The following is a 25,806-nucleotide window of genomic DNA, read 5'->3' on the forward strand; positions in this document are numbered from 1 at the left end:
CAGATGGGTCAGCAGCCACCGGGAAGCCCGGAGAAGAGCGTGCCCGCGGACCGCCTGCCCGGCTGCTACCGCCACCCGGACCGCGAGACCGGCATCCGCTGCACACGCTGCGAGCGGCCCATCTGCCCCGAGTGCATGGTCAGCGCATCCGTCGGCTTCCAGTGCCCCGAATGCGTCCGCGGCGGCTCCGGCACGGGGCACGCCCCGGCCGCGAACAGGCCGCGCACCATCGCCGGCGGCGCGGTGGCGGCGGACCCGCACCTGGTCACCAAGATCCTGCTGGGTCTCAACGCGGCGGTGTTCCTCCTCGCGCTGATCCCGGGAGTCGGCGAGCGGGTGGTCGATCAGCTCTCCCTCATCGGCCGCTACCAGGACTTCTTCGGCGCCCCGCTGGAGGGCGTCGCCGAGGGCCAGTGGTACCGCCTGCTGACCTCGATGTTCCTGCACCAGGCGATCTGGCACTTCGCCTTCAACATGCTGGGACTGTGGTGGCTCGGCGGGCCGCTGGAGGCGGCGCTGGGCCGGGCCCGCTATCTGGCGCTGTATCTGATCTCCGGACTCGCCGGCAGCGCGCTGACGTACCTCATCGCCGCCCAGAACCAGCCCTCACTCGGGGCCTCCGGTGCGATCTTCGGCCTGCTCGGCGCCACCGTCGTACTCATGCGGCGGATGAACTACGACATGCGCCCGGTCTTCGTGCTGCTCGCGCTGAACCTGCTCTTCACCTTCACCTTGTCGAACATCGCCTGGCAGGCGCACGTCGGTGGGCTGATCGCGGGCGTCGTGATAGCCGCCGCCATGGTCCACGCACCGCGCGAGCGCCGGGCGCTCGTGCAGTGGGGCACCTGCGCGCTCGTCCTCGCAGCGGTCGTCCTCACCGTCGTCGCCCGTACGGCCATGCTCACCTGAGAGCCGGGACCCTCAGGGCGGGCCGCCCATTTGAGTTGTCCACAGTGAGTGGCGGATCTTGTGCGTGGCGTGGGGAACACCTGTGCCCCTTGTCGCTGATCAGGGTTTTCCCAGGGCGGACAAGGGGCGAGGCTGTATCCGGTGAGGAGCGGTGGCAGTCACACCGGCGTCAACACCCGTCGAGTTATCCACAGATCGTCTGACCTTTTCCCCATCTTGGGGATAGCGCTGTGGATAACTTCAGGGCAGAGCTTGACCGAGCGGCCCGCAAGGGCTACTCACGCAGGAGCTGCAGGCTACTTCCACTGGGTGGAAACGCCGAAGCCCGCGGCGATGAAGCCGAAACCGACGACGATGTTCCAGTTACCGAGGGCCTCGATCGGCAGCTGGGTCTCGGTCACATAGAAGACGACGATCCAGGCGAGACCGATCAGGAACAGCGCCAGCATCACCGGCGCGACCCAGCTTCGGTTGGTCAGCTTGATGCTGGTCGCCTGCTTTGTCGCCGAAGACGGCGGCGTGAACTCGGCCTTCTTGCGGATACGTGACTTCGGCACGAGGGACTCTCCTGTCGATGCGCTGCGTTACCGCGCAGGGAACTATGGCTGGCGCCGGGATGGGGGGCAGGGGGATCTCTGCCTCCCCCGGGCGTCCGTTAGCGTAGTGCTTCCGCGGCGCCGAAGGAGATAAGGGTACGTTGAGCAATTCTGCCGACTCCCCCACCGGGCCCGCCCGCCGTGTCTCCTGGCGGCCGGTCCGGCTGCTCACGGCTGCTGTGTTCGCCCTCGCCGGCCTCATCTTCGTCACCAGCTTCAACACCTCCAAGGGTACGAACATCCGCACCGACGACTCTCTGCTGAAGCTCTCCGACCTCATCCGGGAGCGCAGCGGGAACAACGCGGCGCTGGAGGAGTCCGCCGGGTCGGTGCGCGAGGACGTCGACGCCCTCGCCGAGCGCGACGACGGCAGTACGAAGGCCGAGGACGCCAAGCTCAGGGCGCTGCAGCGTGACGCCGGCACCGAGCCGCTGGCCGGGAAGGCGGTGACGGTCACCCTCAACGACGCCCCGCCGAACGCCACCGCCCGTATCCCCAACGTGCCCGAGCCCCAGCCCAACGACCTGGTCATCCACCAGCAGGACCTCCAGGCCGTCGTCAACGCCCTGTGGGAAGGCGGCGCCAAGGGCATCCGGGTGATGGACCAGAGGCTGATCTCCACCAGCGCGGTGCGCTGCGTCGGCAACACCCTGATCCTCCAGGGCCGCGTCTACTCGCCGCCGTACAAGGTGACGGCCGTCGGCGATCCGGCGGACCTCAAGCGGGCGCTGACCGCCTCCCCCGCGATCCAGAACTACCAGTTGTACGTCGACGCCTACGGCCTCGGCTGGAAAGTCGACGACCACGAGGCGGTGACTCTTCCCGGCTACTCGGGCACAGTGGATCTCCACTACGCGAAGCCTGTGCGGTAGCCCCTGGGGGAGGGAACGGCCGGTGAGCACGACGAGCACCACGGTGACCGTGCGCCTGATCGTCCGGACCTTCAGCGAGGTGTGCATCACCGCCGGCACGCTGACTGTGCTCTTCGTGGCGTACGTGGTGTTCTGGACGGGCGTCAAGGCCGACACCGCGATGGACGGCGAGATCGGCCGGCTGCGGGAGCGGTGGGAGCAGACTCCGGTGCCGATCGGTACGGACGAGAAGCCGTCGCAGGCGGCTGAGCTGCCCACGCCCACGCGTACGCCTCCGCCTCCGCCGCCGTACCGGGAGGGCAGGCCGTTCGCCGTGATGTACATCCCGCGGTTCGGCGAGCAGTGGCACAAGCCCGTGCTCGAGGGCACCGGGACCGGCACGCTGAAGAAGGGCCTCGGCCACTATGCCCGCACAGCGCGGCTGGGTGAGACGGGGAACTTCTCGGTGGCCGGGCACCGGCGTACGTACGGGGACCCGTTCAAGGACTTCCCGAAGCTGCGGCCCGGCGATGCGGTGGTGCTGACGGACGGGACGACCTGGTTCACGTACCGGATCGTCAGGAAGCCGTACCGGACGCTGCCGAGCGATGTCGGGGTGATCGATCCGGTGCCGGGGCCGCTGCAGAAGGACGCGGCGGGCTTCAAGGGGCCCGGCCGCTATCTGACACTGACCACCTGCGAGCCCGAGTGGGGGCACAGCCACCGGCTGATCGCCTGGGCGTATATGGACGCCACCCAGCCGGTTGCGGAAGGCAAGCCGGAGGCATTGCGCAGCTGACCCACCAGCCCCCGCCGCCGCCCTCTAGTCTGGTGCCGTACCGATCGGAAGGGACAGCATGTACGGCTGGATCTGGCGGCATCTGCCGGGCAACGCGTGGGTGAGGGCCGCTCTCTCGCTCATGCTGGTCCTCGCAGTGGTCTTTGTGCTTTTCCAGTACGTCTTCCCGTGGGCGGAGCCGCTGCTTCCGTTCAACGATGTGACCGTCGACGAGGGAGCGGGAGCCGCCCGATGAGTGCACGCATTCTGGTCGTCGACAACTACGACAGCTTCGTGTTCAACCTGGTCCAGTACCTGTATCAGCTGGGCGCCGAGTGTGAGGTCGTGCGTAACGACGAGGTCGCACTCGAACACGCCCAGGACGGCTTCGACGGCGTGCTGCTGTCGCCGGGCCCCGGCACCCCCGAACAGGCCGGTGTCTGCGTCGACATGGTCCGCCACTGTGCGGACACCGGGGTGCCGGTGTTCGGTGTCTGCCTCGGGATGCAGTCGATGGCGGTCGCGTACGGCGGTGTGGTCGACCGCGCCCCCGAGCTGCTGCACGGCAAGACCTCGCTGGTGACGCACGGTGGCCAGGGGGTCTTCGCCGGGCTGCCGTCGCCGTTCACGGCGACGCGGTACCACTCGCTCGCCGCGGAGCCGGAGACGGTTCCGGCGGAGCTGGAGGTCACCGCGCGGACGGCCGACGGCATCATCATGGGGCTGCGCCACCGTGACCTCGCGGTGGAGGGAGTGCAGTTCCATCCGGAGTCGGTACTCACCGAGCACGGGCACCTGATGCTCGCCAACTGGCTGGTGCAGTGCGGGGACGACGGTGCCGTCGAGCGGTCGGCGGGTCTTGCGCCGGTGGTGGGCAAGGCTGTCGCGTGACCGCACTCCGCCCCGAGCGGGATTCCGGCTACGACGCCTCGTACGAGAACGGTTCGTACGAGGCTGCCGGTACGTTCGAGGCGGCGGTGGACCGGTTGGCCGACCCGCTGAACGACCCGCTGCCGGGGCAGGATGCGTCTCCCTGGTTCCGGGCCGGGAACCTGCCGCCTCCGCAGGAGGCGCCGGTTGTGGAGGCCGAGCGGGACCCCCAGGAATGGTATGACCCGCAGGGCTACCAGCAGGACTGGTACGGGGTGCGGGCGCAGCCCCAGCCCCAGCCCCGGCCCGTGGCGGCGCCGGAGGCTGTGCCCGAGCCTGGCGCGTTCGTCCCCGTGCAGGACGACGAGACCGTGGCTCTGCGTACCGCTGAGACCCGGCGCGCGGTGTCCCCGGATGCGGCCCCGCCCACCGGGGGGCGCGCCGAGCGCCGCAGGGCGGCCAAGCGCGGCGGCCGTGCTGACTCTGCGGCCGGCCCGGCTGCGGCCGCCCCCAGGACGCGTATGGAGGCCAGGCGGGCGGCCCGGGCGTGCAAGGAGAGCCCGGCCGTTGTCGCGAGCCGTGTGGTCGGTGAGGTGTTCATCAGCCTCGGGGTGCTGATGCTGCTGTTCGTCACGTACCAGCTCTGGTACACGAACGTACTTGCCGAGCGGCAGGCGAACGGCGCGGCCAACAACCTTCAGGACGACTGGGCGAAGGGGCGGAAGGCGGGGGCCTTCGAGCCGGGGCAGGGCTTCGCCATCATGTACATCCCCAGTCTCGATGTGAAGGTCCCGATCGCCGAGGGCATCGACAAGCACGGGGTGCTGGACCGGGGGATGGTCGGCCACTACGCCGAAGGCAAGCTGAAGACCGCGATGCCGTCGGACAAGCAGGGCAATTTCGCGGTCGCCGGCCACCGCAACACCCATGGCGAACCGTTCCGCTACATCAACCGGCTCGAGCCGGGCGACGCGATCGTCGTCGAGACACAGGACACGTTCTACACGTACGAGATGGCGAGCATCCTGCCGCAGACGCCGCCGTCGAACGTGAGCGTCATCGGCGCCGTGCCGGAGGGTTCCGGTTTCACGGGTCCCGGCCGGTACATCACGCTGACGACCTGTACGCCTGAGTTCACCAGTACGTATCGGATGATCGTCTGGGGGAAGATGGTGGAGGAGCGGCCGCGCAGCAAGGGCAAACCGGACGCACTCGTCGGGTGAGGCGAGGGGCTGACATTTCTAGACAGGAACAGGTGCAGTGGCACGTGCGCGCAGCCGGATCGCCGGCGTCATCAGTGTCTTCGGCGAACTTCTCATCACGGCCGGTCTGGTGCTCGGGCTCTTCGTCGTCTACTCGCTGTGGTGGACGAATGTACTCGCGGACCGCGAGGCCTCGAAGCAGGGAGACGAGGTGCGCGACAACTGGGCGAGCAGCGGCCCGGGCGCGCTGGACACCAAGGACGGCATCGGCTTCCTGCACGTACCCGCGATGGACAACGGCGAGGTGCTGGTCAAGCGGGGAACTGGTACGAAAGCGCTCAATGCCGGTATCGCCGGCTACTACACGGACCCGGTGAAGTCGGCGCTCCCGTGGGACAAGCAGGGGAACTTCTCCCTGGCGGCGCACCGGGACGGGCACGGGGCGAAGTTCCACAACATCGACAAGCTGACGAACGGCGACTCGATCGTCTTCGAGACGAAGGACCTCTGGTACGTCTACAAGGTCTACGCGGCGCTGCCCGAGACCTCGAAGTACAACGTGGGGGTCCTGAGCGCGGTCCCGAAGGAGTCCGGGAAGACCAAGCCGGGCCGGTACATCACGCTGACGACCTGCACACCGGTGTACACGTCGAAGCACCGGTACGTGGTGTGGGGGCAGCTGGAGCGTACGGAGAAGGTGGACGGCAAGCGGACGCCGCCGGCGGAGCTGCGCTAGACGACGGCTCACCGCAGCACTTGCAGCCTCGCTCCGGCACTCCAGGCCTCCAGCAGGCCGCGGTGGACGGCGGTGACGCCGTACTCGGCGGCGATGGCGAGTGCTTCCCGGGTGAAGGGGCAGGTGGCGACGTACAGCGCGACCTCGGCGCGGTGCTGGACCTTGGAGGCGCCGAGGAACTTCTGCATCTCGCCGCTCAGGACGGAGCGGTGCGGCGCGAAGTTCTTGCACTGGACGACGACGCGCCGTCCGTCCGCGGTGTGTCCCGTCACGTCGGCGCCGCGGTCTCCGCTGCCGCCGTGGACCTGGACGTCGGTGCAGCCGTCCCTGCGGAGCAGCCCGGCCACATGCTCCTCGAACTTCCGCCAGTTCATCGCGTCGATGGATGCCATGACCCCGGTGATCGGCCGCTGCTCCTGCGCCTGCTGGAGGCGCCGGATCTGTACGTCGTGCTGGACGAGCCTGCGCTCGATGCGCTGGACGTCCTCCCGGAGAGTGATGAGCTCCTTGCGCTGCTCGCCGGAGGTCTCGATCAGCGCGTTGAACATCGGAACCACGGTCTTGCCGAGGATGTGTGTGATGCGCTGGTCGATCCGGTCGTCGAGGGACTCCGCCTCCCTGTGGACAGAGTTATCCACAGGCTGGGTGCGGGCGATGTACTCGGCGTCGAGCAGGTACGTACGCACCTGACGTGCGACTTCGCTGTCGCGGAGCAGCATGGCGACGTTCAGGACGGCGCGGCGAGAGAACAGCGCCAGTGAGGCTGTGTGCGACTGAATCCCACTGAGCTCCTTGAAGGAGCTCAGTTCTGTACCTGTCAAGACGCGATAGCCGTGTGCTTCCAGCTCCTCGCGGTGGTCCAGCACGAGGGAGCGGATGGCTTTGATGCCGACCTTGAAATAGGCCGCCACCATGGCGGTCGTCACATGCATGCCGTCCGGCAGCAGTGACAGGGCCTTGACGCGGTCGAGTACGTCCGTCCTGTCGACCACGCTAGCCCGAAGACTCCTCGACTCCAGCAGCACCGACTCGTTGATCATGTTCCTGCCCCTCTACTCGCGTAGTGGCCATGCGGCCCGGGCGGAGTCCGGCACCCCACCCCTATCCGGGCTAACGAGTGCGGACATATGAAGACACGATCGGCATTCGGCTATTTGTGCAGTGGTGCGGTGGTACGCGCAACGAGAGGCCCCGGCACCCGTTCGTCCGGGTGCCGGGGCCTCTCGCCGTGCTGTGCGGGCCGGGGTGGGTCAGTCTCTGCCGCCGATGAGGCCGCCGCCGCCGTTCTGGCCGCCGTTGTTGTTGCCCTGGCCGCCGATCGTCTTGACGTTGATCGACTGGCCGGGCTGTACCGGCTGGCCGAAGCCGGGGTCGCTGCTGATCACCCTGGCGTCCTCTTCCTGCGGACCCTCAACAATGTTGCCGAGCTGCAGGCCCCGCTGTTGCAGGATCTGCCGGGCCTCGGCGATGGTCTTGCCGAAGATCTCCTGCGGCACGGTGAGCTGCTGGGCCGCCTTGGCGACCTGGATGTTCACCGGCGAGCCGGGTTCCGCCTGGGTGCCCGCCTGGAGGCTCTGGCCGACGACGGTGCCGGGCGTGGACGCCGAGTCGACCTCGGTCGTGCTGCCGAGCGCGAGCCCCACCGCCTCCAGGGCCTGCTTGGCCTGGTCCGGTGTCTTGCCCGTGAGGTCCGGAACTTCGGCCTTCTTGGCCTCCCGGGCGACCGTGAGGGTGATCTCGGTGCCCTTCTGGACCGAGGTGTCGCCCTCCGGGTTCTGCTTGATCACCGTGCCCGGTGTGCGGTCGGACTCCTCCGTCTTGCGGTCGACCTTGAAGCCCTTGTCCTGGAGCTGCTTCTTCGCTTCGTCGAAGGACAGGCCCAGAACATCCGGGACCGCGATCTTCGGCGCTCCGGTGGATACGACCACCTGGATGGTCTCGCCCTCCGCGAGTTTGGTGCCGCCGGCCGGGTCCTGGCTGCAGACCTTGCCCTTGGGCTGTTCGTCGCAGGGCTCCTGCTTGGAGATGGAGACCTTCAGGCCGACGTTGTCCGCCAGCTTCTGGGCGTCGGTGAACGTTTCGCCCACCAGCTGCGGCACGTCGGGCTTGTTGTCCCCGCCGCTGGTCCCGAAGAGCGAGCGGCCGATCAGGATCGCGCCGACGAGCACCAGGATGCCGGCCACCACCAGAAGGATCGTGGAGGCGTTCGACTTCTTCTGCCGGTCCTGCCGGCGCCGGTCCGGCCGGTTGTCGTAGCCGTAGCCGCCGTCGACGGGGTTCATGGGCGGCAGCATCGACGTCTGCTGCGCGTCGGCGGAGCGCAGGGCCGTCGTGGGCTGGTCGTCGGGATAGCCGCCGTAGCCCACCGCGCCCATCGCCGCGGTGGCTGCGACCGGCTGGCCGTCGAGGCATGCCTCGATGTCGGCGCGCATTTCATCCGCCGACTGGTAGCGGTAGTCCGGGTCCTTGACCAGCGCCTTCAGGACGATCGCGTCCATTTCGGGGGTGATCTCGGGGTCGAAGTTGCTGGGCGGCTGCGGCTCTTCGCGTACGTGCTGGTAGGCGACCGCGACCGGGGAGTCGCCGACGAACGGCGGCCGTACGGTCAGCAGCTCGTAGAGCAGGCAGCCGGTGGAGTAGAGGTCGGAGCGGGCGTCGACCTGCTCGCCCTTGGCCTGCTCGGGCGAGAGGTACTGCGCGGTGCCGATGACTGCCGCCGTCTGCGTCATGGTCATGCCGGAGTCGCCCATGGCGCGGGCGATGCCGAAGTCCATGACCTTGACCTGGCCGGTGCGCGTCAGCATGACGTTGGCCGGCTTGATGTCGCGGTGGACGATGCCGTTGCGGTGCGAGTACTCCAGGGCCTGGAGGATGCCGATGGTCATCTCCAGGGTGCGCTCGGGCAGCAGTTTGCGGCCGGAGTGCAGCAGCTCACGCAGGGTGGACCCGTCGACGTACTCCATCACGATGTACGGGATGGAGACGTTGTCGACGTAGTCCTCGCCGGTGTCGTAGACGGCGACGATCGCCGGGTGGTTGAGCGAGGCGGCCGACTGGGCCTCACGGCGGAACCGGGCCTGGAAGGACGGGTCACGGGCGAGGTCCGCCCGCAGTGTCTTCACGGCGACGGTGCGGCCGAGCCGGGTGTCGTGTGCGAGGTAGACCTCGGCCATGCCACCACGGCCGAGCACCGAGCCCAGCTCGTACCGGCCGCCGAGGCGACGCGGCTCTTCCATAACTGTTCCAGCCCTCTCCGTCAGTCCCGACCGCACCGGTGTGTGGTCCGGCGGTGTGCTGTTCGCGCATACGCTACCGGCCAAGCGAAGCTGATCCGTCCGCGACCGCCGGCTGATATCGGACCGGTACCGCTACGTGGCCGGATAGGCCCCGGATGTGAGGCGAGTCACTTCTTGCTGTCGATGACCGCCTTCATCACGGCCTTCGCGATGGGGGCGGCGAGTCCGCCGCCGGAGATGTCGTCGCGGACCGCGGCGCCGTCCTCGACCACCACGGCGACGGCGACCGGGGAGCCGTCGCCGGTCTTGGCGTACGAGATGAACCAGGCGTAGGGGTTCTTGCTGTTGTTCTCGCCGTGCTGGGCGGTGCCGGTCTTGCCGCCGACCGTCACGCCGTCGATCTTGGCCTTGGTGCCGGTGCCGGACTCGACGACGGTCTCCATCATCTGCTGGATCTTCTGGGCGTTCTCCTGCGAGAGCGGCCGGTTCATCTCCTCCGGCTCGTGCTTCTCCAGGACGTCCAGGTTCGGCGCGGTCAGCTGGTCGACCATGTACGGCTTCATCAGCTTGCCGTCGTTGGCGATCGCGGCGGTGACCATGGCCATCTGCAGCGGGGTGGCGGCGGTGTTGAACTGGCCGATGGAGGAGAGTGCGTTGCCGGGGCGGTCCATCTGTGTGTCGTAGACGGACGCGAAGGCGCGGACCGGGGTGTCGATCTTGGGGTCGTTGAAGCCGAACTTCTCGACGGTTTCCACCATCTTGTCCCGCGTGACGTCGTCGCCGAGCTTGGCGAAGACGGAGTTGCAGGAGACCTTCATGGCCTGCATGAGGCTGGCGTTCTCGCAGCCGCTTGCGTGGTTGACCATCTCGGTCCTGGTGTTGGGCAGGATGTACGGGTCGGGGGTGTCGGTCGGCGCGTTGATGTCGGTGACCTTGCCGTGCTCCAGGGCGGCGGCCGCGGTGACGACCTTGAAGGTGGAGCCGGGCGGGTAGGTCTCGCGCAGCGCGCGGTTGACGAGTGCCTTGTCCTTGCCGTCCTTGAGGGCGACCCAGTTCTTCTCGTCGGTCTTGGAGTTGCCGGCGAAGCTGGACGGGTCGTACGAGGGGGTGCTGGCCAGGGCGAGGATCGCGCCGGTCTGCGGGTCGATGGCGGCCACGGCGCCCTTCTTGTCGCCGAGGCCCTTGAACGCGGCTTCCTGGGCGGCTGCGTTGAGGGTGGTGACGACGTTGCCGCCCTGCTTCTTCTCGCCGGTGAACATGCCGACGGTGCGGTCGAAGAAGAGCCGGTCGTCGTTGCCGGTGAGGATGCCGTCTTCGAGGGCTTCGATCTGGTTGGCGCCGAAGGCCTGCGAGGCGTAGCCGGTGACGGGGGCCCACATGGGGCCGTCCTTGTAGGTGCGCTTGTACTTGAAGTCGCTGCCGTTGGTGACGATGGACCCGGTGATGGGCTGGCCCTCGACGATGATGTTGCCGCGCTCCTGGGCGTACTGCTCGATCTGGACGCGGCGGTTCTTGGCGTGCGTGCTGAGCTCTTCGGCCTCGACGTACTGGAGCCAGTTGGTACGGATCAGCAGGGCGAGGACGAGAAGGCCGCAGAAGATCGCGATCCGGCGCAGGGGCTTGTTCACGGTCGGACCACCTGGGTCATCTCGGCGTCGGGGGACGGTGCGGGGGCCGGGGCGGGGCGGCGTGCGGTGTCGCTGATGCGGATCAGGATGCCGATCAGTGCCCAGTTCGCGATCACGGACGATCCGCCGGCGGCGACGAACGGCATCGTCATGCCGGTCAGCGGGATGAGGCCCATGACGCCGCCGGCGACGACGAAGACCTGGATGGCGAAGGCTCCGGAGAGGCCGATGGCGAGGAGCTTGCCGAAGGGGTCGCGGGCGGCGAGGGCGGTGCGTACGCCCCGCTCGACGATGAGGCCGTAGATCAGCAGGAAGGCCATCGTGCCGGCGAGGCCGAACTCCTCACCGACGGTGGAGAGGATGAAGTCGGAGTTGGCGGCGAACCCGATGAGGTCGGAGTCGCCCTGGCCGAGGCCGGTGCCGAGGACGCCTCCGGAGCCGAAGGACATCAGGCCCTGGGCGATCTGCTCGCAGGCGCCGAGCTTGTCGTAGCAGGCGAAGGGGTCGAGCCAGGCGTTGACTCGTTGCTGCACGTGTGATTCGAACGTCGCGACGCCGACGGCTCCGGCCGCGGACATCAGGAGGCCGAAGACGATCCAGCTGGTCCGCTCGGTGGCGACGTACAGCATGATCACGAACAGGCCGAAGAACAGCAGCGAGGTGCCCAGGTCGGTCTCGAAGACGAGGATCAGGATGGACATGACCCAGACCACGAGGATGGGTCCGAGGTCACGGCCGCGCGGCAGGTACATGCCCATGAAGCGGCGGCTGGCGAGCGCCAGGGCGTCGCGCTTGACCATCAGGTAGCCGGAGAAGAAGATCGCGATGATGATCTTCGCGAACTCGCCGGGCTGGATGGAGAAGGGACCGAGGCTGACCCAGATCTTGGCGCCGTTCACCGCGGGGAAGAACATCGGCAGGATGAGCAGAAACAGCGCCGCCGCCATGGAGATGTAGGTGTAGCGCTGCAGGATGCGGTGGTCCTTGAGGATGAGCAGGACGGCGATGAGCAGGGCGATGCCGATCGCCGAGTACATCAGCTGCTTGGGGGCGTCGGGGCTGAAGGCGCCGAAGCGCTGTTCGGCTCGGTTGATGAGGCGCGCAGACTGGTCCAGGCGCCAGATCAGCACCAGGCCCAGGCCGTTGAGGAGGGTGGCGAGGGGGAGCAGCAGCGGGTCGGCGTACTTGGCGAACTTGCGCACCACGAGGTGGGCGACGCCGGCGAGCAGGCCGAGCCCGAGACCGTAGCCGATCATGCCGGTGGGCATTTCGCCGGTCATGGCCAGGCCGACGTTGGCGTACGCGAAAACCGGGATGACGACGGCGAACGCGAGCAGGACAAGCTCGGTGTTGCGTCGGCTCGGTGCGTCGATCGCGCCGATCGTGGTCGTGTTGGTGACAACGCTCATGGTGCTGAAGGCCCCCTACGGCTCTTACTGCTTACCGCACAGCGGGACCAGCTTTTTCTCTTCCTCGGAGAGGCTGGGACCGGGTGTGGGGGTTGCTGCGGTCGGCTTGTTCGTCGCGGACTGGTTCTCGGGGACGCCGGTCGTGCCGCCGGCCTGGCCTTCTCCATCGGCCTGGTCCGTGGGCTTGCTGATCTCCTGTTCGGCCTTGCGGCGCTGCTCGTCCTTCTTGCAGGCGGCGGCCTGGGTGGAGAGTTCCTGGATCTTCGCGCGGGCGTCGCCGAGGCTGCCTTCGCTGATGGTCGCCTCGACCTGCTTGCGCTTGAAGGGCGGCAGGTACTTGAGTTCGATCTCGGGGTGGTCCTTCTCGACCTCCGAGAGGCTGACCCAGGCCAGGTCCTGGCTGATGCCCCGGTAGAGCGCGACGTGCTCGTCGTTGACGCCTACGTAGTACTGGGTCTGGGTCCAGCGCCAGCCGCCGTACACGCCGCCGCCGATGACCGCGAGCGCGAGTACGAGGAGGAACGATCTCTTCAGCCACTTACGGCCGCCGCGCGGCTTGACGAAGTCTTCGTCGGTGTACGCGCCGAAGGCGCCGTCGGGCGCGGCTCCGTATCCCAAGTCGTCGCCGCTGCCGGGCGGGCCGAAGCCGCCTGCGGGGGCCTGCGGGGGTACGGGACGGCCGAGGCCGGCGGCGCGGCCCGCGGGGGTCTGCATGGCGCTGCCGTCGTTCAGCTGGTGCTGGTTCTCGGCGACCGCGCCGACGACGACAGGGGTGTCGCTGAGCTGCCCGGCCAGGGTGTCGCTGCCGTCGACGTCGAGGACGTCGGCGACGATGCAGGTGATGTTGTCGGGGCCGCCGCCGCGCAGGGCGAGCTGGATGAGCTCCTGGACGGTCTCCTGGGGGCCCTGGTAGCTGGCGAGCGTGTCCTCCATCGTCTGATGGCTGACGACCCCGGAGAGTCCGTCGGAGCAGATGAGGTAGCGGTCGCCGGCGCGTACTTCGCGGATGGAGAGGTCGGGCTCGACGTGTTCGCCGCTGCCCAGCGCGCGCATCAGCAGGGAGCGCTGCGGGTGGGTGGTGGCTTCTTCCTCGGTGATGCGGCCTTCGTCGACGAGGCGCTGCACCCAGGTGTGGTCCTGGGTGATCTGGGTGAGTACGCCGTCGCGGAGCAGGTATGCCCGGGAGTCGCCGACGTGGACGAGGCCGAGCCGCTGGCCGGTCCACAGCAGGGCGGTCAGGGTGGTGCCCATGCCTTCGAGCTGGGGGTCCTCCTCGACCATGACGCGCAGCTGGTCGTTGGCGCGCTGTACGGCCGTGCCGAGCGAGGTGAGGATGTCCGAGCCGGGTACGTCGTCGTCGAGCTGCACGAGGGTGGAGATCACCTCCGAGCTGGCGACCTCGCCCGCGGCCTGGCCCCCCATGCCGTCGGCGATGGCGAGGAGGCGGGGGCCGGCGTAGCCGGAGTCCTCGTTGCCCTCGCGGATCATGCCCTTGTGCGATCCGGCGGCGAAGCGCAGTGAAAGACTCATGCGCACCTCGCCCGTCGGATCCGGGTACAACCGGTCTCGAGCCACACTGCCCACCCTCCGGTCGGGAGCGCGCTCGGGTCCGCTGTCGGGACCGCCGCGGCTCGCTCGCTCCGCTCGCTCATTGTCGTACTACTTCCGCAGCTCGATGACGGTCTTGCCGATGCGGATCGGCGAGCCCAGCGGAATGGGTGTCGGGGTGGTGAGTCGGGTCCGGTCGAGATACGTGCCGTTGGTGGACCCGAGATCCTCGACGATCCACTGGCCGTCACGGTCCGGGTAGATCCTGGCATGCCTGCTGGACGCGTAGTCGTCGTCCAGCACGATCGTTGAGTCATGCGCCCGGCCCAGCGTGATGGTCTGGCCCTGGAGGGCGACCGTGGTGCCGGTGAGGGAGCCCTCGGACACGACCAGTTTGGTGGGTGCTCCGCGGCGCTGGCGCTGCTGCGGGGGCGCGGCTGGTTGCCGGCCGCCCTGCTGCTGGCGGCTGTCCGCGTTGCGGCGTGAGCCGCGCTGGGTCACTCTCGTACCGAAGAGATCGCTGCGGATGACCTGTACGGCCACGATGACGAACAGCCACAGAACGGCCAGGAAACCTAGCCGCATGACCGTCAGGGTCAGCTCTGACATTGCCCCCGCTTCACCCTTCGGCTTGCCGGTAAACGATGGTTGTACTGCCCACGACGATCCGCGAGCCGTCGCGGAGCGTAGCGCGGGTGGTGTGCTGCCCGTCTACCACGATGCCGTTGGTAGACCCGAGATCCTGGATCGTCGAGGGCGTTCCGGTCCGGATCTCACAGTGCCGGCGGGATACGCCGGGGTCGTCGATCCGCACGTCGGCTTCGGTGCTGCGGCCCAGCACCAGCGTCGGGCGGGAGATCTGATGGCGGGTGCCGTTGATCTCGATCCAGCGTCGCACCTGGGTGCCGGGCATGGGTCCCGGGGCGGCCGGTCGGCGGTCCGCGGCCGGGCGCCCGCCGCCGGGTGGCGGCGCCGCGGGCATGGGCGGTGCGCCCACGGGCGGGTAGCCGTAGCCGCCGGGCCGGCCTGCGGCCGGGGCCGCGGCGCCGCGCTCGGGGCCCTGCTGGTCGGTGCTGGAGGCGAGGGTGCGACTGCGGACCCGGTAGAGGCCGGTGTCGAGGTCGTCGGCCTTCTCCAGGTGGACCTTGATGGGTCCCATGAAGGTGTACCGCTGCTGCTTGGCATAGTCGCGGACCAGGCCGGACAGTTCGTCGCCGAGCTGGCCGGAGTAGGGGCTCAGGCGCTCGAAGTCCGGGGCGGAGAGCTCGACGACGAAGTCGTTGGGGACCACGGTCCGCTCGCGGTTCCAGATCGTCGCGTTGTTGTCGCACTCGCGCTGGAGGGCGCCGGCGATCTCGACGGGCTGGACTTCGGACTTGAACACCTTGGCGAAGGTGCCGTTGACCAGACCTTCGAGTCGCTGCTCGAACTTCTTCAGGACTCCCATGAGGCACCTCCTCCGTCGTTGCCGTCCTGGTACTGCTTACTGATCGTATCCACGCGTCGGGAAATCGGCTGGTTCCCCTTGTCTGCCCTGTGGATGAGTGTTGGTCCTCACAAGGGATCGTAGAGGCGGGCCATGGACAGTGTCCCGCACCCGGGATGGTCTCCGGCCGGGCGGGGTGCGGCCGGGGTGTGTGACGGGTGCCCGGAAACGGATGTGAATCCACCCTCGCCAGCGTGCTAATCTTCCGGATGTCGCCAGGCGCTCGCACAAGCCAGTGAGAGAGCCCCAGCAGCACTACTCATGCGCGAGTGGCGGAACGGCAGACGCGCTGGCTTCAGGTGCCAGTGTCCTTCGGGACGTGGGGGTTCAAATCCCCCCTCGCGCACAAAGAGAAACCGATGAAACGGGTCTTTGCAAGTGACGAAAGTCGCTCGCGGGGGCCCGTTTCTCGTTGTCCGGTCGGTCATGGGGCGTTGGGGCGGCCTCGGGCGATGCCTCAGAGTCCGTCTGTACGCGGCAGGGCCCTCCCGGTGGCATCGGTCACCCGGAGGGCCCTGCTGTTTGTCGATCTTCTGCGGTTGTGAGGAGCTCCGGGGCTGTGAGCCGGCCGGTGCCAGGTACCCGGTGGGGGTCCAGGTTCCGAGTGGCTTTGTCCGGCATCTGTGGTGGGTGCGCCTGCGGGGTCGCTCGCCGTCGAGCGCGAGGGTCTCGACCCAGTTCTTGATCTTCCGGCGGTTCGCGTGGGCGAGTTGGAAGACAAGCAGGAGGGTCTGCGCGGCGATGCCGCGGATCCGGCGGGAGCCCGCGGCCTCGATGGCTTCGGCGAGGGGGTTCTTCGCGTAGCCGTTGTAGCCCTCGACGCTGTTGCGAAGGCGGAAGTAGACCTCGGAGGTCCGGGGGGTGGCGGATCTAGTCGAGGGGCAGAAGCTCGATCTGTCTGGCCTGCCGCCCGCCAGTGGCGCGGGGGTATGTGGGCGACAGGAACAGGGAGACGAACGAGCGGGGCCCGTGACGTTGGTTGAGCCATGACGAGAGGCCGGTCAGGGCACCAGAGATCATTGCTTGCAGGACAACCGCGTGCAGCTGCTCCACTTCGGAGTGGCCGACCTCGTTGAGGAACGCGTCGTACCGCTGGTTGACGCCTTGCTGGTAGTTGCCCATGGTGGTCAGGAACGCGTCGGCCGCCGGGTTGCTGGTCGGGACGGCTCGGGTGTCGGGGGTGGCCAGCGATTCCGTGTCCGACGAGTCCAACGTGCCGGTGACGTCACATGCGATGGCGCAGGAGGAGGACGCGCCCCTCGTCATCGCGCACGACGCCGGTGACACCGACCATGAACTTGGCGTGCGCCAACCAGAGAATCCGCCATTGCATCGGGCCACGGATGATGCGCCAGATACGTGCGATGAGCCGCTTCATGTCTCTTCACCTTCAAGGGGGTTAGGGTCCGCGGAGCCGATCAGGCGGACCACAATGTCGCATAAGGTCGCGGCTTTCCGAATGCCCTGACAGCAGCCCCGAGCGTGTCGGATGTCGGCAGGCGACAGGCCCTTCAGTTCGCCACCGAACGCTCCATCGCCTTCTCGCGGAGATCGATGGCTCGTTCGAGCTGGAGGTGGAACAGCTCTACCTCGGAAGGGGTGAGGACCAGGATGGTGTCCTCCGTGGTGCCGTCACGGTGGTGGAGCTGAACAGGCAGAGCAGCCTGCTGCGCGCGATGGTCGTACGGCACGTCGCGCTGGCGGGGGGTGGCATGAGAGATCAACGGGTTTGCCTCTTCCGTAGCGTGTTTCGTGGCTGGCTGTGTGTGACCAGCTAACGGCTGCGGGTAGCGGGCGAGGAAGGAACTCCTGCTGAACTTAGGGCCGTTGACGACGGGGATTGTTCGCCGCGACGCGGCCGGGGCTGCCAGACTTGCGGCATGGCACTGCTGAACGGACAACCGGTTGATCCTGACGCACTCAAGGTGCTCGGACTGACCAACTACGGCCACTTCACCTCGATGCGCGTCGACGACGGGCATGTGCGCGGTCTCGGTCTGCACCTTGAGCGTCTGGTGCGAGACTGCCGAACCGTTTTCGGCGCCACGCTCCACTCGGAACAGGTCCTCGGCTTCGTCCGAGAAGCGGTCGGCGGTATCGCCGGGTCGTTCGTCGTGCGGGTGACCGTCTTCGACCCCGCCTTCGACATGGGCCACCCTGCGACTGCCGACGCCCCCAAGGTCCTGGTCACCCACCGGTCGGCCTCTGACCTGCCCCTGCCGCCGCTGGGCGTGAAGACCGTCCCGTATCAGCGTGACATCGCGCAGGTGAAGCACCTCGGACTGTTCGGCGCCCTGCATCACCGGCGCGCAGCCCAGTTGGACGGCTTCGACGATGCCCTGTTCGTGGGCCCGGACCACCTGATCTCCGAGGGCGGCACGTGGAACGTCGGATTTATCGACGAGACAGGCAGCGTGGTCTGGCCCAAGGGGGATGTCCTGCCTGGCGTCACCATGGGTCTGCTCCAGCAGTACCACGAGCACACCACGGCCCCGGTCTCCCTCGACTCCGTTGGCACAGTGCAAGCCGCGTTCGCGACCAACACCACCATCGGGGTGCGGCCGATCAGCACCATCGATGATGTGCAGCTCTCCACCGAGCACCCGGTCCTGACGGCCCTGCGTGAGGCGTACCTCGGTGTCCCCGGCGATCCCCTGTAAGGCGGGCACGCCGCGGTGAGGGGCCAGGTGGTGCGTTGGACCGGCCGGGAGACCCGGGCCTTACGCGAAGCCAAGCGAATGACCGTTCGCGCATTCGCCGCGCACATCGGGGTGAGCGACCGCATGGTTTCCAAGTGGGAGCGAGGCGGCGAGGCCATCGCGCCCCGTCTCGCCAATCAGTCCGCGCTGGACACATCATTAGCCCGCTCGGGGCCCGAGGTGCAAGAACGCTTCGCTGCCCTGATGACCGCGCAGGCCGCCGCCACCGCCGATCCCCGCGCCGAGACACTGCTGACTCCGGACCGGCAGTACCGGCGCCATCCCATCGACGGGAAGCTCATGGTCCTCATCGAGGAAGGCATCCACCTGGCCGGCCCCGCCAACGAGCCCGGGTGGCTGCCCGCCTTCTACGTTGACGTCTTCCCAACCACGAACGCCGACTACTCCCGCTTCACCACCGCGACAGGCCACAAGACGCCCAAGCACTGGGGCGACGAGAAGCGGCCACCGGACAGCACGTTCGATCATCCCGTTGTGTGGGTGACCTGGCGCGACGCCGCCGCCTACTGCGCGTGGGCAGGCAAATCCCTCCCCACGAGCCAGCAATGGGAAAAAGCAGCACGCGGCAGCAAGGGCAGCACGTACCCGTGGGGGGAGGCAGCCACCGCTGCGAAGTGCAACGTCCGCGACTCCGGGATAGGACACACCACCCCCGTCAGCCGATACCACAGTGGGGTCAGCCCATTCGGGGTCTACGACCTGTGCGGCAACACGTGGGAATGGTGCGCCGACGAGACCAATCCCGGCCGGCACGAACTCAAAGGCAGCGCGTTCACTAGCCCCTTCGGCCTGGCCGCCCCGTCGACGTTCAACGACGCATCCGCCGACATGAGTGACGACGACACCAGCTTTCGCTGCGTCACCCTGCCGGACTGATCCTCGTTCGCCCAATGCTGCTTTACGCCTGCATTGCGTGTCGATCACCCGTGCCCACGCCACATGATGCGATTCGAATAACATCAATGCAGCCTCGGTGTGTGACGATGAACGCCGGACGCCCTGATCGCCCTTCCAATTTCGTGCTCCCAGTGATCCTGGATCCACTGACCCGGATGATCCTTCTGGTGCGGCATCAGAAGCCAGGGGGTGCCTACTGGACCGCACCGAAGGTACCGATCCGCGGCGACGCGACCTACGGCCCGCCCCGGCAGGAGGGCGGCAGCCCAAATTCTGGACGATCCTTCACCGGTGTTGGGGTGCTCAGGTCTCCGACAGGCTCGCGCGTCCTGCGCCCGTGCGTGCCTGCCAGCATCATGCCCCGGAGGAGCCCAATGCGATTTCCGTGTCTTGGCCGCCCCATCCTTCAGTGCTGCGCCAGAAGACGTGGACCTTGAAGACGTCGCGGACGGTGTCGGCCGACCAGTCCTCGGCGGGCGGTTCGCAGAGGACCAAATAGAGACCGTCGGCCGGGCTGGGCAGGGTGTGGTTGATCTCGAGGAGGCGGGTCGCACCCGAGCGGAGGTCCGCGTACGTGGAGCGGCCGGCCCCCAGGGCCTCGTAGATGAGTAGGCCGCGGTCCGTGACGCAGCTGACGTCGACGACCGGCGAGTCGGCTGGCTCGAGGTCTGCCCACAGCAGGGCCGACTTCAGCGCGTGGCGTACCGCCTCGTGCCTCTTGCACGTGCGGTCGGCAGCCGCCGAGGTCTCCAGCGCGCGAAGGAAACCCTCCTTCGTGGTCACGGCCGGTACGGCGGGAGCCTCTTCGATGGTGGTCACGGGTTCGGTTTCCTTCTGCTCGGGCTGATGCGCAGCGATGGCGAGTGCGTTCTCGGAGTCCGGTTCCGCAGCATCGGCCAGGCGGGCCCGGAGCGTTTCTCGTGCCTCGGTCAGGGCATCGGTCCAGCCGGAGTTCGCGAGCTCGTCCCGAAGGCTGTTGGCGTCCAGCGCGTGGTCCTTGAGCGCGCGGTTGGCACCTGCGGCGAGGTCGCGCAGCACGCCCAGACGGTGCCTTCCCGGGGAACCGAGCACGCGTCGTACGTCCACCCAATCTGCCTGATCGCGGCGGAGGATGCGATTGGCCATGCCCTGCAGCTCGGACAGACGGCTGCGGGCGTCCTGGGGAACGCCTCCGTCAGTGGTCACCAGCTCGTCGAGCACGCCGAGTGCTGCCACATAGCGTTCCGCCATCCTGGGCGAGATGGGCCGGCGGCCGCGCTGGTCGGCGGTGAGCACGCTCTGGTTGGTCTCGTTGGCGAAGACCCAGCAGTCCAGTTCCTCGCCCGGGCGCGGCGGAGCGGAGCCGTGCCGGACGGTCAGGACCAGCGGGCGGTAGGTGTCGGGGGACAGCGCCTTGACCTTGTAGCGGCCACCCGGCCCAGGGCCGAGGACCCGCACCCGAACGTCGGTCCCGATCTCGGGGACGTCGCCCGGTACTGTGCCGGATCCTGCCTCGGTGGAGGGCGGTTCGGTGGTGCTGTCGGTGTTCGTGAGGATCTCCGGGAGCGGGGAGGTGTGCAGCACGGTCAGGCTCTGTGTGCTGCGCGTGAGGGCGATGTAGAGCTGGCGCAGGCCGGCCGGGCCGCGGTCGGCGATGGTGGCGGGCTCGACGACCAGGACGTGGTCGTACTCCATTCCCTTGGCCTGGGCGGCGGCCAGTACGGACACCGCTTCGCGGCGCGGCCCCGCGATGCCGGTGCTCTGATCGAGGTGACGGGTGATCTCTTCGAGCCATCCCGAGTCGTCGGGGACGATGACGGCGACGGAGCGCAGGGTGCGCCCGTCGCTGGTGCCCACCAGGCGGGTCACGTGGGCGACGGTGTCCTCGAGGAGCTTCCACGGTTCGGTCGCCACGGTCCGTACGGCGTCCGTGCCCGCCTCGCGCACGGCCCTCGGGTAGGGCAGTGTCGGGGCGACGGCACGGGCGAGGGGCGCGACGAACGCCATGATCTCCGCCGGCACGCGGTAGCTGGTGTTCAGCTCGGCGACCCGCCAGTCGCCGTCGTCGGACAGGAGGGTGCCGAGACGGTCCCAGCCGGTGTGGGTATGGGGCCCGGTGGCCTGGGCGAGGTCGCCGAGGACCGTCATGGAGCCGCCCACCGCGCAGCGGCGGCGCAGCGCACGGGCCTGCATGGGGGTGAGGTCCTGCGCTTCGTCGACGACGATGTGCCCGTAGCGTCTGGGGGTCTCCCCGGCGATGAGGAACATGAGTTCCTCGAGGCAGACATGGTCGTCGAGGGTCCAGGGGTCGGCGTCGGCGGTGGCGGCCCGGGGGCGGTGCAGGGTCGACTGCTCGTCGTCGTCGAGGATGCCGTCGGCACAGGCGCGCAGGATGTCGGGCGAGTCGTAGAGGCTGCGCAGGGCCTCCCTGGCGCCCGGCGACGGCCAGATGCGTTCGACGAGCCGCTCGACGCGGCGGTTGCGTTCCAGGTCGCGGCGGATGGTGCCGCCCTGTCCGCGGCGCGGTGCGACGGCGGCGAGTTCCTGGAGGAGGAGGTCGACGAACAGGCTGCGGAAGCGTTCGCGGCGCTGCCGGTAGGGTCCGTCGCCGCCGCGGGCCTCGTCGAGGAGGGCGAGGACCTTGGATCCTGGCGCGCGCAGGGTCGTGCTTCCGGCGGTGACGACGACGGCGGGTTCGTCGCCCTCGAAGGACGGCGCGGTGGTGAGCTCGTCGAGTGCCTCGGGGCGGCAGTCGTTCTCGACACGGCGCCGCAGTACGGCCGCCATGCGCTCGTCGGACTTCACCAGCCGCGCCTGCGGGGTGTCGGTGCCGAGTGTCTCCGCGTCCCACAGTCGGGTCAGTTGGACGGCGTTGACGTCCCGTGTGCCGAGGGTGGGCAGGACCTGCCCGACGTAGTCGAGGAACCGCTGGTGGGGGCCGATGACGAGGATGTCCTGGGCCTTGAAGTGCTCGTTGTTGACGAGCCAGGTCACGCGGTGCAGACCGACGGCGGATTTGCCGGTGCCCGGGCCGCCCTGCACGACGAGGATGTCGGACGGGGAGCCGGTGACCAGGTCCATCTGGTCGCGGCGGATGGTCTCGACGATGTCCCGCATGCGGCCGCTGCGCGAGCGCTGGAGTTCGCGCAGCAGGAAGTCGTCGGGCTGGAGCGGCTTACGGCGTTGGACGCCGACGACGTCGCCGGGCGTGGGGGACGGCAGGCACTCCTTCCCTTGCGGCGTGTCCGGTTCCGGCCGTGCCTCGGCAGGGATCTCGGACGCGGGCGCCGTCCGTGCGTTGTCCTCGGTCGCGTCGTCGGCGGCCGGCCGCGGCTCCGGGACGGTCTTGGGAGCGGGGGCGGCGGGCGTCGCTGGGGCGATCTCGTCGAAGTAGTCCTTGACGACAGCCTGCACGCAGCGCAGCTGCCGCCGCAGGACCACCTCCCCGGGTGCCTCGGGCCGCGCCTCGGACCACGTCTTCGCCAGCGGGCTGGTCCACGGCAGGACCACCAGCTCTTTCGCGGAGTCGTACACGATCCGTCGACCGATGTACCAGGGGCGGGGCTCACCGCCGGGCTCCTCCGGCGCGTCGACGCGGGAGAAGACCAGCGCCTCGTCGCCGAGCCCGCCGTACGCCGCGGCCCGCGCCTCCGCGTCGATCCGGTTGGCGATGCCGTCCTTACCGCTCGCCGATGCCGCGGCGGCCGACGTCCCGCTCATCCCGGCCAGCCGCGCCGTGTAGCAGTCGTACGCGTGGTCAACCGCCTTCTGCTCGACGGCGAGGACCTCGTCGCGTGTGGTGGTGCTCATGTGTGCATCCCTCCCTGCGGCGCCGGCGGGACGCCGCTACGGGCCATGCGCCCGTACCCCGTTGAAACAACTATCAGAGACCGGACAGTGACGAACAGTCAGGACGTCAGTTCCCGGACCAGCTCCCCGACCTCCGCACGCCAGGTGCGGACCTGGTCGTGTGTGGGGCCGATCTCGTACTGGTGGTAGTGGCACCCCAGGCACAGGTGCGACCAGGTGGCCTTGGCGCGACGGGCCGTCTCTGCCGCCGTGTAGCAGCGCAGACAGAGCAGCTTGGCCCTGCCCGTGGTCCGGGACAGCCCGGGCACCGCGGCGTCCAGCACCCGGTCGATGCAGATCTCCAGTGCCGTCCGAAGGGCGAGGGAGGCCCCGCGGTGACGGCCGGCGGCTGTGGCGCCGGGAGAGTGCGAGGGAGTGCAGCTCCCCCTGGCTCATGACGCCGAGGGCCGAAGCGTCCTGACCGTCGACGGAGACGTCCATGACGAGCGAGCGGACGGCGGCCTTCTCGCTGCCCCGCAGGCTCACGCCGTTGAGGTCGATGTCGCTCTCCTGGCGGAGCTTCTCCCAGATCTGCTGCGAGTGGTCGGCGAAGCCCTCCATGCGCCGCTCCCGCAGCTCGGTGCACAGCTTCTTGATCCATGCGCGGGCCTTGCGGATGTTCCTCAGCCGCGGATCGTTCTCCTCGGCGGCCCGGGCCCTTTCCGCCCGGGCGGCGAGGCGGATGACGAGCAGGCGCCAGCGCTCGTCCCGCCTCTCGAGCTCCTTGGCGGCGCTCTGACTGACCACAGCGCAGGCGTCGGCCAGGGTCGCGGCGGCCTCACGCGCACGCCGGGCCAGCTCGCCGGCATCGCTGATCGTCCGGCAGGCGGTCCAGGCGCCCCACGGGTCGGTTAGAGCGGCCGGGATCCGCTGAGGCCTGTACACGAGGTCCTGCACGGCCTGCGCGGCCGACCGCAGTTCGCGGCGCGCGTCGTCGGCGGCCTTCGCCTCCTGCCTCAGGACGGCGACCTGCGCGGCGGCGCTCGCGGCCCAGTCCGCGTCCAGCACGCCGTCCGCCCCGCAGACCGGGCAGGCTTCCTCGTCGGGGTGCCGGTCGCTGTGGGACAGGGCCTTGGCGAGGAGGTCGGCGCGCTGGTGGGCCTCCTCGGCGCTAGTGCCGCGTACATCCTCCTCGTCGGCGAGGGCCCTGCTCAGCCGGGCCACCGCCGCGTCGACCTGTTCCATGTCGGGCCCCTGGGCACCGGCCGCGAGGCGCAGCTCGGCAAGGCCGGGCTGCCCGGGGTATCGGGGGCCACGAGCGCGTGGACCGCCCGCTCGTCGTCCTCCAGGCCGTAGAGAGCGGCCATGAGTTCCGGCACTTCCGCCTTCGCCGCCTTCGCCGCGTCGTCGAGTGCCTTCTCCTCCACCCGGCCGGCCGTCGGCCGCGCTGACATGCCTGAGGCCAAGGATCGAGGCGATGGCGTCGTACATCTGGGCGGGCTTGCCGCTGATCATGCGGTCGAGATCGACGTACGACAGGAAGGGCCGGTAGTCCTCCATGGCCTGCTTCCAGTCCACCTGGTCGACGGCGCCGCGGCCGTGTCCCGGCCGCTTGAGCTCGCCCCGGGAGGCGCCGAAGTCCTCCCCGTCCCAGGTGCGGGTGAGCGTGCTGCGGCCGGCGTCGCCCTCGATGGCGAGCTTGACCTCGATCTCCGGCTTGCCGCCGCCGTGGTGGAGGTTGCGCCAGTTGCTGCTGCGCGAAGCGTGCAGACCGTGCCACCTCATGTTGATGCCGGTGAAGGCCGTTTCGATGCCCTCGGCGATGCTGGACTTCCCCGAGCCGTTGCGGCCCACGACCAGGTTCACGCCGGGCCGGGGGCTGAGGCCCAGCCAGGTCCGGGGGCCGATGCCGCGGAACCCGGTGACGGCGACGGATTCGAGGTAGATCCGGCCGACGGAAGACGTCCCCCGGGCCTCGCCGTTGCCCAGCCCCTCCTGCAGGAGTACCTTCACGGGCTCGCTGAGCGACGACTCCTCGAGACGCCTCTGCACGAGTTCGGCCACAGTCGCGGGCTGGTCGGGCTGGGCGGGGTCGGTGGAGTGGTGCACGTTCTGCTCGGACTGTTCCGTCTCGGTCATGAGGTGCCTCCCGGGCGCCGGTCGGTGGTGCGGAGGGGACGGGCGGAGTGGACGGCGGTGCGGCAGGTGCCTGCTGCGCTGCTCGCCAACGGGACGGAACGATAGGGAGATTGGAACCTTGAATGGTTTGAATAGTTGATAACCCGGGTTATCAACTCGCCAGACAAGATGGGCTAGTTACTCGTTGCCGGGCTCTTGTTCCCGCTTTGCTGTCCGCCGTGTGCCGACCTGGTTGATCGTTCTCACTGAGGTAGCCCGACCGCGCGGGTCCGGATTTCTGTCGGCACGCGCGGCGCGCAGCTCGATGCCGGTCAGAAGGGCCCTGAGGCGCAGTTTGCGGCCGCGGCCGAGGTGGACAAAGTCCTGGAGGAGGGGGATGAGCCCGTTGTTGTCCACAGCATCGATGGCGGCTTCGACGTCGGCGTCGTGCAGGAGCCTTCGTTCGGCACGCATGGCCAGCAGCCGTTCGTGCCGGTTGCGGGGCGGACCGCTGGGCGTAGTCATCAATCGCCCCGCAGCAGTGTCGCGGCTTCGTGCGCGGGGACGGCGTCGAGATACGGCAGGATGCGCGAGAGGCCGTGCAGGGTGTCGACACCCGCTGCTGCGACGATCACGGTGATGGGCACCCGGTCGTTGAACAGGCCGACCAGCCAGGTCGATCGCAGACGTGTCACGGACAGCCGTCGAACGCCCTGGCTGGGCTTGGTTCGGTCCAGGAAGTTGGTGACCGCGTTCTTCCCGCGGCTGTGGTAGTTCGGACGGAACAGATAGCTGGCGGTCCCGGGGGCCTCAAGCCGCTCGGTCGCCGCGGCCAGCACGCTCTCCCAGGGGCGGCGGCACAGAATCTCGCGTTTGCGCGCTCCGCGGGTGACCAGGACGACCGGTCCGACCGCCTGCGGCGGCCTGCGTACTACGCAGCCTGCCAGTCCTCGCGTGATCTCAACTCAGAACAGGCCCTAGATGAATGAGTCCAAGGGATGGCCTGCGGACATAGGACGAGGGCGTCCAATGTCAGTGTGTGAAGACAGACCTG

Annotated in this window: 23 protein-coding genes, 1 tRNA gene and 1 pseudogene; 10 read left to right on the forward strand and 15 right to left on the reverse strand. The window is 68.7% G+C overall.

Going from position 1 to position 25,806, the window contains the following annotated elements:
• Positions 1-3: 3 nt before the first annotated feature.
• Positions 4-909: a rhomboid family intramembrane serine protease gene (locus NLX86_RS26370; RefSeq protein WP_254374284.1), complete on the forward strand. Its 906-nt coding sequence runs from the start codon at positions 4-6 to the stop codon at positions 907-909.
• A 296-nt stretch (positions 910-1,205) separates the two neighbouring features.
• On the opposite strand, the gene crgA is transcribed toward NLX86_RS26370, so the two are convergent.
• The gene (gene crgA, locus NLX86_RS26375; RefSeq protein WP_254374285.1) at positions 1,206-1,466 is read right to left on the reverse strand and encodes a cell division protein CrgA; all 261 of its coding nucleotides are present in this window, start codon (positions 1,464-1,466) and stop codon (positions 1,206-1,208) included.
• A gap of 140 nt (positions 1,467-1,606) precedes the next feature.
• On the opposite strand from crgA, the gene NLX86_RS26380 reads away from it, so the two are divergent.
• The 6 genes from NLX86_RS26380 to NLX86_RS26405 are packed head-to-tail and all read left to right on the forward strand — an operon-like array spanning position 1,607 to position 5,942.
• Positions 1,607-2,377 carry a DUF881 domain-containing protein gene (locus NLX86_RS26380; RefSeq protein ID WP_254374286.1) on the forward strand — a complete coding sequence of 257 codons (771 nt, stop codon included), beginning with the start codon at positions 1,607-1,609 and terminating at the stop codon, positions 2,375-2,377.
• A 43-nt stretch (positions 2,378-2,420) separates the two neighbouring features.
• Positions 2,421-3,155 (forward strand): class E sortase, encoded by a 735-nt coding sequence (locus tag NLX86_RS26385; RefSeq protein WP_254374309.1) that lies wholly within the window; start codon positions 2,421-2,423, stop codon positions 3,153-3,155.
• Between the two features lie 58 nt (positions 3,156-3,213).
• Positions 3,214-3,390 carry a hypothetical protein gene (locus tag NLX86_RS26390; protein ID WP_254374287.1) on the forward strand — a complete coding sequence of 59 codons (177 nt, stop codon included), beginning with the start codon at positions 3,214-3,216 and terminating at the stop codon, positions 3,388-3,390.
• Positions 3,387-4,025, forward strand: coding sequence for an aminodeoxychorismate/anthranilate synthase component II (locus NLX86_RS26395; protein ID WP_254374288.1), 639 nt, complete (start codon positions 3,387-3,389; stop codon positions 4,023-4,025). Before NLX86_RS26390 ends, NLX86_RS26395 begins: the two co-directional genes overlap by 4 nt.
• The gene (locus NLX86_RS26400; protein ID WP_254374289.1) at positions 4,022-5,227 is read left to right on the forward strand and encodes a class E sortase; all 1,206 of its coding nucleotides are present in this window, start codon (positions 4,022-4,024) and stop codon (positions 5,225-5,227) included. Before NLX86_RS26395 ends, NLX86_RS26400 begins: the two co-directional genes overlap by 4 nt.
• 37 nt (positions 5,228-5,264) lie before the next feature.
• Complete coding sequence (locus NLX86_RS26405) at positions 5,265-5,942, forward strand: class E sortase (RefSeq protein ID WP_254374290.1); 678 nt, start codon at positions 5,265-5,267, stop codon at positions 5,940-5,942.
• A gap of 8 nt (positions 5,943-5,950) precedes the next feature.
• On the opposite strand, the gene NLX86_RS26410 is transcribed toward NLX86_RS26405, so the two are convergent.
• From NLX86_RS26410 to NLX86_RS26440, 7 genes are all read right to left on the reverse strand, one after another.
• Positions 5,951-6,982: a restriction endonuclease gene (locus NLX86_RS26410; RefSeq protein ID WP_254374291.1), complete on the reverse strand. Its 1,032-nt coding sequence runs from the start codon at positions 6,980-6,982 to the stop codon at positions 5,951-5,953.
• Positions 6,983-7,192: 210 nt separating this feature from the next.
• On the reverse strand, positions 7,193-9,178 hold the full coding sequence (pknB, locus tag NLX86_RS26415) for a Stk1 family PASTA domain-containing Ser/Thr kinase (RefSeq protein ID WP_254374292.1): 1,986 nt from the start codon (positions 9,176-9,178) through the stop codon (positions 7,193-7,195).
• Between the two features lie 167 nt (positions 9,179-9,345).
• Positions 9,346-10,806, reverse strand: a complete 1,461-nt coding sequence (locus NLX86_RS26420; protein WP_254374293.1) for a penicillin-binding protein 2 — start codon at positions 10,804-10,806, stop codon at positions 9,346-9,348.
• Positions 10,803-12,215, reverse strand: a complete 1,413-nt coding sequence (locus NLX86_RS26425) for an FtsW/RodA/SpoVE family cell cycle protein (protein ID WP_254374294.1) — start codon at positions 12,213-12,215, stop codon at positions 10,803-10,805. The genes NLX86_RS26420 and NLX86_RS26425 overlap by 4 nt, the downstream gene beginning before the upstream one ends.
• Positions 12,216-12,239: 24 nt before the next feature.
• On the reverse strand, positions 12,240-13,745 hold the full coding sequence (locus NLX86_RS26430) for a Stp1/IreP family PP2C-type Ser/Thr phosphatase (RefSeq protein ID WP_254374295.1): 1,506 nt from the start codon (positions 13,743-13,745) through the stop codon (positions 12,240-12,242).
• A 129-nt stretch (positions 13,746-13,874) separates the two neighbouring features.
• A complete protein-coding gene (locus NLX86_RS26435) occupies positions 13,875-14,372 on the reverse strand; it encodes an FHA domain-containing protein (protein ID WP_254374296.1) in 498 nt (165 codons plus the stop codon).
• Positions 14,373-14,382: 10 nt separating this feature from the next.
• A complete protein-coding gene (locus NLX86_RS26440) occupies positions 14,383-15,210 on the reverse strand; it encodes a DUF3662 and FHA domain-containing protein (RefSeq protein WP_254374297.1) in 828 nt (275 codons plus the stop codon).
• Between the two features lie 302 nt (positions 15,211-15,512).
• Here NLX86_RS26440 and NLX86_RS26445 point away from each other — a divergent pair.
• Positions 15,513-15,595, forward strand: a tRNA-Leu gene (locus tag NLX86_RS26445).
• Positions 15,596-16,119: 524 nt separating this feature from the next.
• On the opposite strand, the gene NLX86_RS26450 is transcribed toward NLX86_RS26445, so the two are convergent.
• The 3 genes and pseudogenes from NLX86_RS26450 to NLX86_RS26460 all read right to left on the reverse strand — a co-directional run bounded on the left by NLX86_RS26450 (position 16,120) and on the right by NLX86_RS26460 (position 16,973).
• Positions 16,120-16,461 carry a hypothetical protein gene (locus NLX86_RS26450; protein WP_254374298.1) on the reverse strand — a complete coding sequence of 114 codons (342 nt, stop codon included), beginning with the start codon at positions 16,459-16,461 and terminating at the stop codon, positions 16,120-16,122.
• 16 nt (positions 16,462-16,477) lie between these two features.
• Positions 16,478-16,627 (reverse strand): annotated as a pseudogene (locus NLX86_RS26455) (NUDIX hydrolase); the annotation flags it as partial.
• A 133-nt stretch (positions 16,628-16,760) separates the two neighbouring features.
• Positions 16,761-16,973, reverse strand: a complete 213-nt coding sequence (locus tag NLX86_RS26460) for a hypothetical protein (RefSeq protein ID WP_254374299.1) — start codon at positions 16,971-16,973, stop codon at positions 16,761-16,763.
• Between the two features lie 156 nt (positions 16,974-17,129).
• On the opposite strand from NLX86_RS26460, the gene NLX86_RS26465 reads away from it, so the two are divergent.
• Positions 17,130-17,909 (forward strand): aminotransferase class IV family protein, encoded by a 780-nt coding sequence (locus NLX86_RS26465; RefSeq protein ID WP_254374300.1) that lies wholly within the window; start codon positions 17,130-17,132, stop codon positions 17,907-17,909.
• 15 nt (positions 17,910-17,924) lie between these two features.
• A complete protein-coding gene (locus NLX86_RS34840; RefSeq protein WP_254374301.1) occupies positions 17,925-18,845 on the forward strand; it encodes an SUMF1/EgtB/PvdO family nonheme iron enzyme in 921 nt (306 codons plus the stop codon).
• Positions 18,846-19,220: 375 nt separating this feature from the next.
• On the opposite strand, the gene NLX86_RS26475 is transcribed toward NLX86_RS34840, so the two are convergent.
• The 4 genes from NLX86_RS26475 to NLX86_RS26490 all read right to left on the reverse strand — a co-directional run bounded on the left by NLX86_RS26475 (position 19,221) and on the right by NLX86_RS26490 (position 25,591).
• Positions 19,221-22,655: an AAA family ATPase gene (locus NLX86_RS26475; RefSeq protein WP_254374302.1), complete on the reverse strand. Its 3,435-nt coding sequence runs from the start codon at positions 22,653-22,655 to the stop codon at positions 19,221-19,223.
• Between the two features lie 36 nt (positions 22,656-22,691).
• Complete coding sequence (locus NLX86_RS26480; protein ID WP_254374303.1) at positions 22,692-24,773, reverse strand: AAA family ATPase; 2,082 nt, start codon at positions 24,771-24,773, stop codon at positions 22,692-22,694.
• 177 nt (positions 24,774-24,950) lie between these two features.
• Positions 24,951-25,277, reverse strand: a complete 327-nt coding sequence (locus NLX86_RS26485; RefSeq protein ID WP_254374304.1) for a hypothetical protein — start codon at positions 25,275-25,277, stop codon at positions 24,951-24,953.
• Positions 25,277-25,591 (reverse strand): hypothetical protein, encoded by a 315-nt coding sequence (locus NLX86_RS26490; RefSeq protein ID WP_254374305.1) that lies wholly within the window; start codon positions 25,589-25,591, stop codon positions 25,277-25,279. The genes NLX86_RS26485 and NLX86_RS26490 overlap by 1 nt, the downstream gene beginning before the upstream one ends.
• Between the last annotated feature and the right edge of the window lie 215 nt (positions 25,592-25,806).

The organism is Streptomyces sp. A3M-1-3 (assembly GCF_024213665.1).
In the GTDB taxonomy this organism is placed as follows: Bacteria; Actinomycetota; Actinomycetes; order Streptomycetales; family Streptomycetaceae; genus Streptomyces.

Bases quoted from the DNA above. Each gene is read 5' to 3' on its own strand.
- NLX86_RS26370 (WP_254374284.1), top strand. From the start codon at position 4: ATGGGTCAGCAGCCACCGGGAAGCCCGGAGAAGAGCGTGCCCGCGGAC.
- NLX86_RS26390 (WP_254374287.1), top strand. From the start codon at position 3,214: ATGTACGGCTGGATCTGGCGGCATCTGCCGGGCAACGCGTGGGTGAGG.
- NLX86_RS26395 (WP_254374288.1), top strand. From the start codon at position 3,387: ATGAGTGCACGCATTCTGGTCGTCGACAACTACGACAGCTTCGTGTTC.
- NLX86_RS26410 (WP_254374291.1), bottom strand. From the start codon at position 6,982: ATGATCAACGAGTCGGTGCTGCTGGAGTCGAGGAGTCTTCGGGCTAGC.
- pknB (WP_254374292.1), bottom strand. From the start codon at position 9,178: ATGGAAGAGCCGCGTCGCCTCGGCGGCCGGTACGAGCTGGGCTCGGTG.
- NLX86_RS26425 (WP_254374294.1), bottom strand. From the start codon at position 12,215: ATGAGCGTTGTCACCAACACGACCACGATCGGCGCGATCGACGCACCG.
- NLX86_RS26430 (WP_254374295.1), bottom strand. From the start codon at position 13,745: ATGAGTCTTTCACTGCGCTTCGCCGCCGGATCGCACAAGGGCATGATC.
- NLX86_RS26435 (WP_254374296.1), bottom strand. From the start codon at position 14,372: ATGTCAGAGCTGACCCTGACGGTCATGCGGCTAGGTTTCCTGGCCGTT.
- NLX86_RS26440 (WP_254374297.1), bottom strand. From the start codon at position 15,210: ATGGGAGTCCTGAAGAAGTTCGAGCAGCGACTCGAAGGTCTGGTCAAC.
- NLX86_RS26465 (WP_254374300.1), top strand. From the start codon at position 17,130: ATGGCACTGCTGAACGGACAACCGGTTGATCCTGACGCACTCAAGGTG.
- NLX86_RS26475 (WP_254374302.1), bottom strand. From the start codon at position 22,655: ATGAGCACCACCACACGCGACGAGGTCCTCGCCGTCGAGCAGAAGGCG.
- NLX86_RS26480 (WP_254374303.1), bottom strand. From the start codon at position 24,773: ATGACCGAGACGGAACAGTCCGAGCAGAACGTGCACCACTCCACCGAC.
- NLX86_RS26485 (WP_254374304.1), bottom strand. From the start codon at position 25,277: ATGACTACGCCCAGCGGTCCGCCCCGCAACCGGCACGAACGGCTGCTG.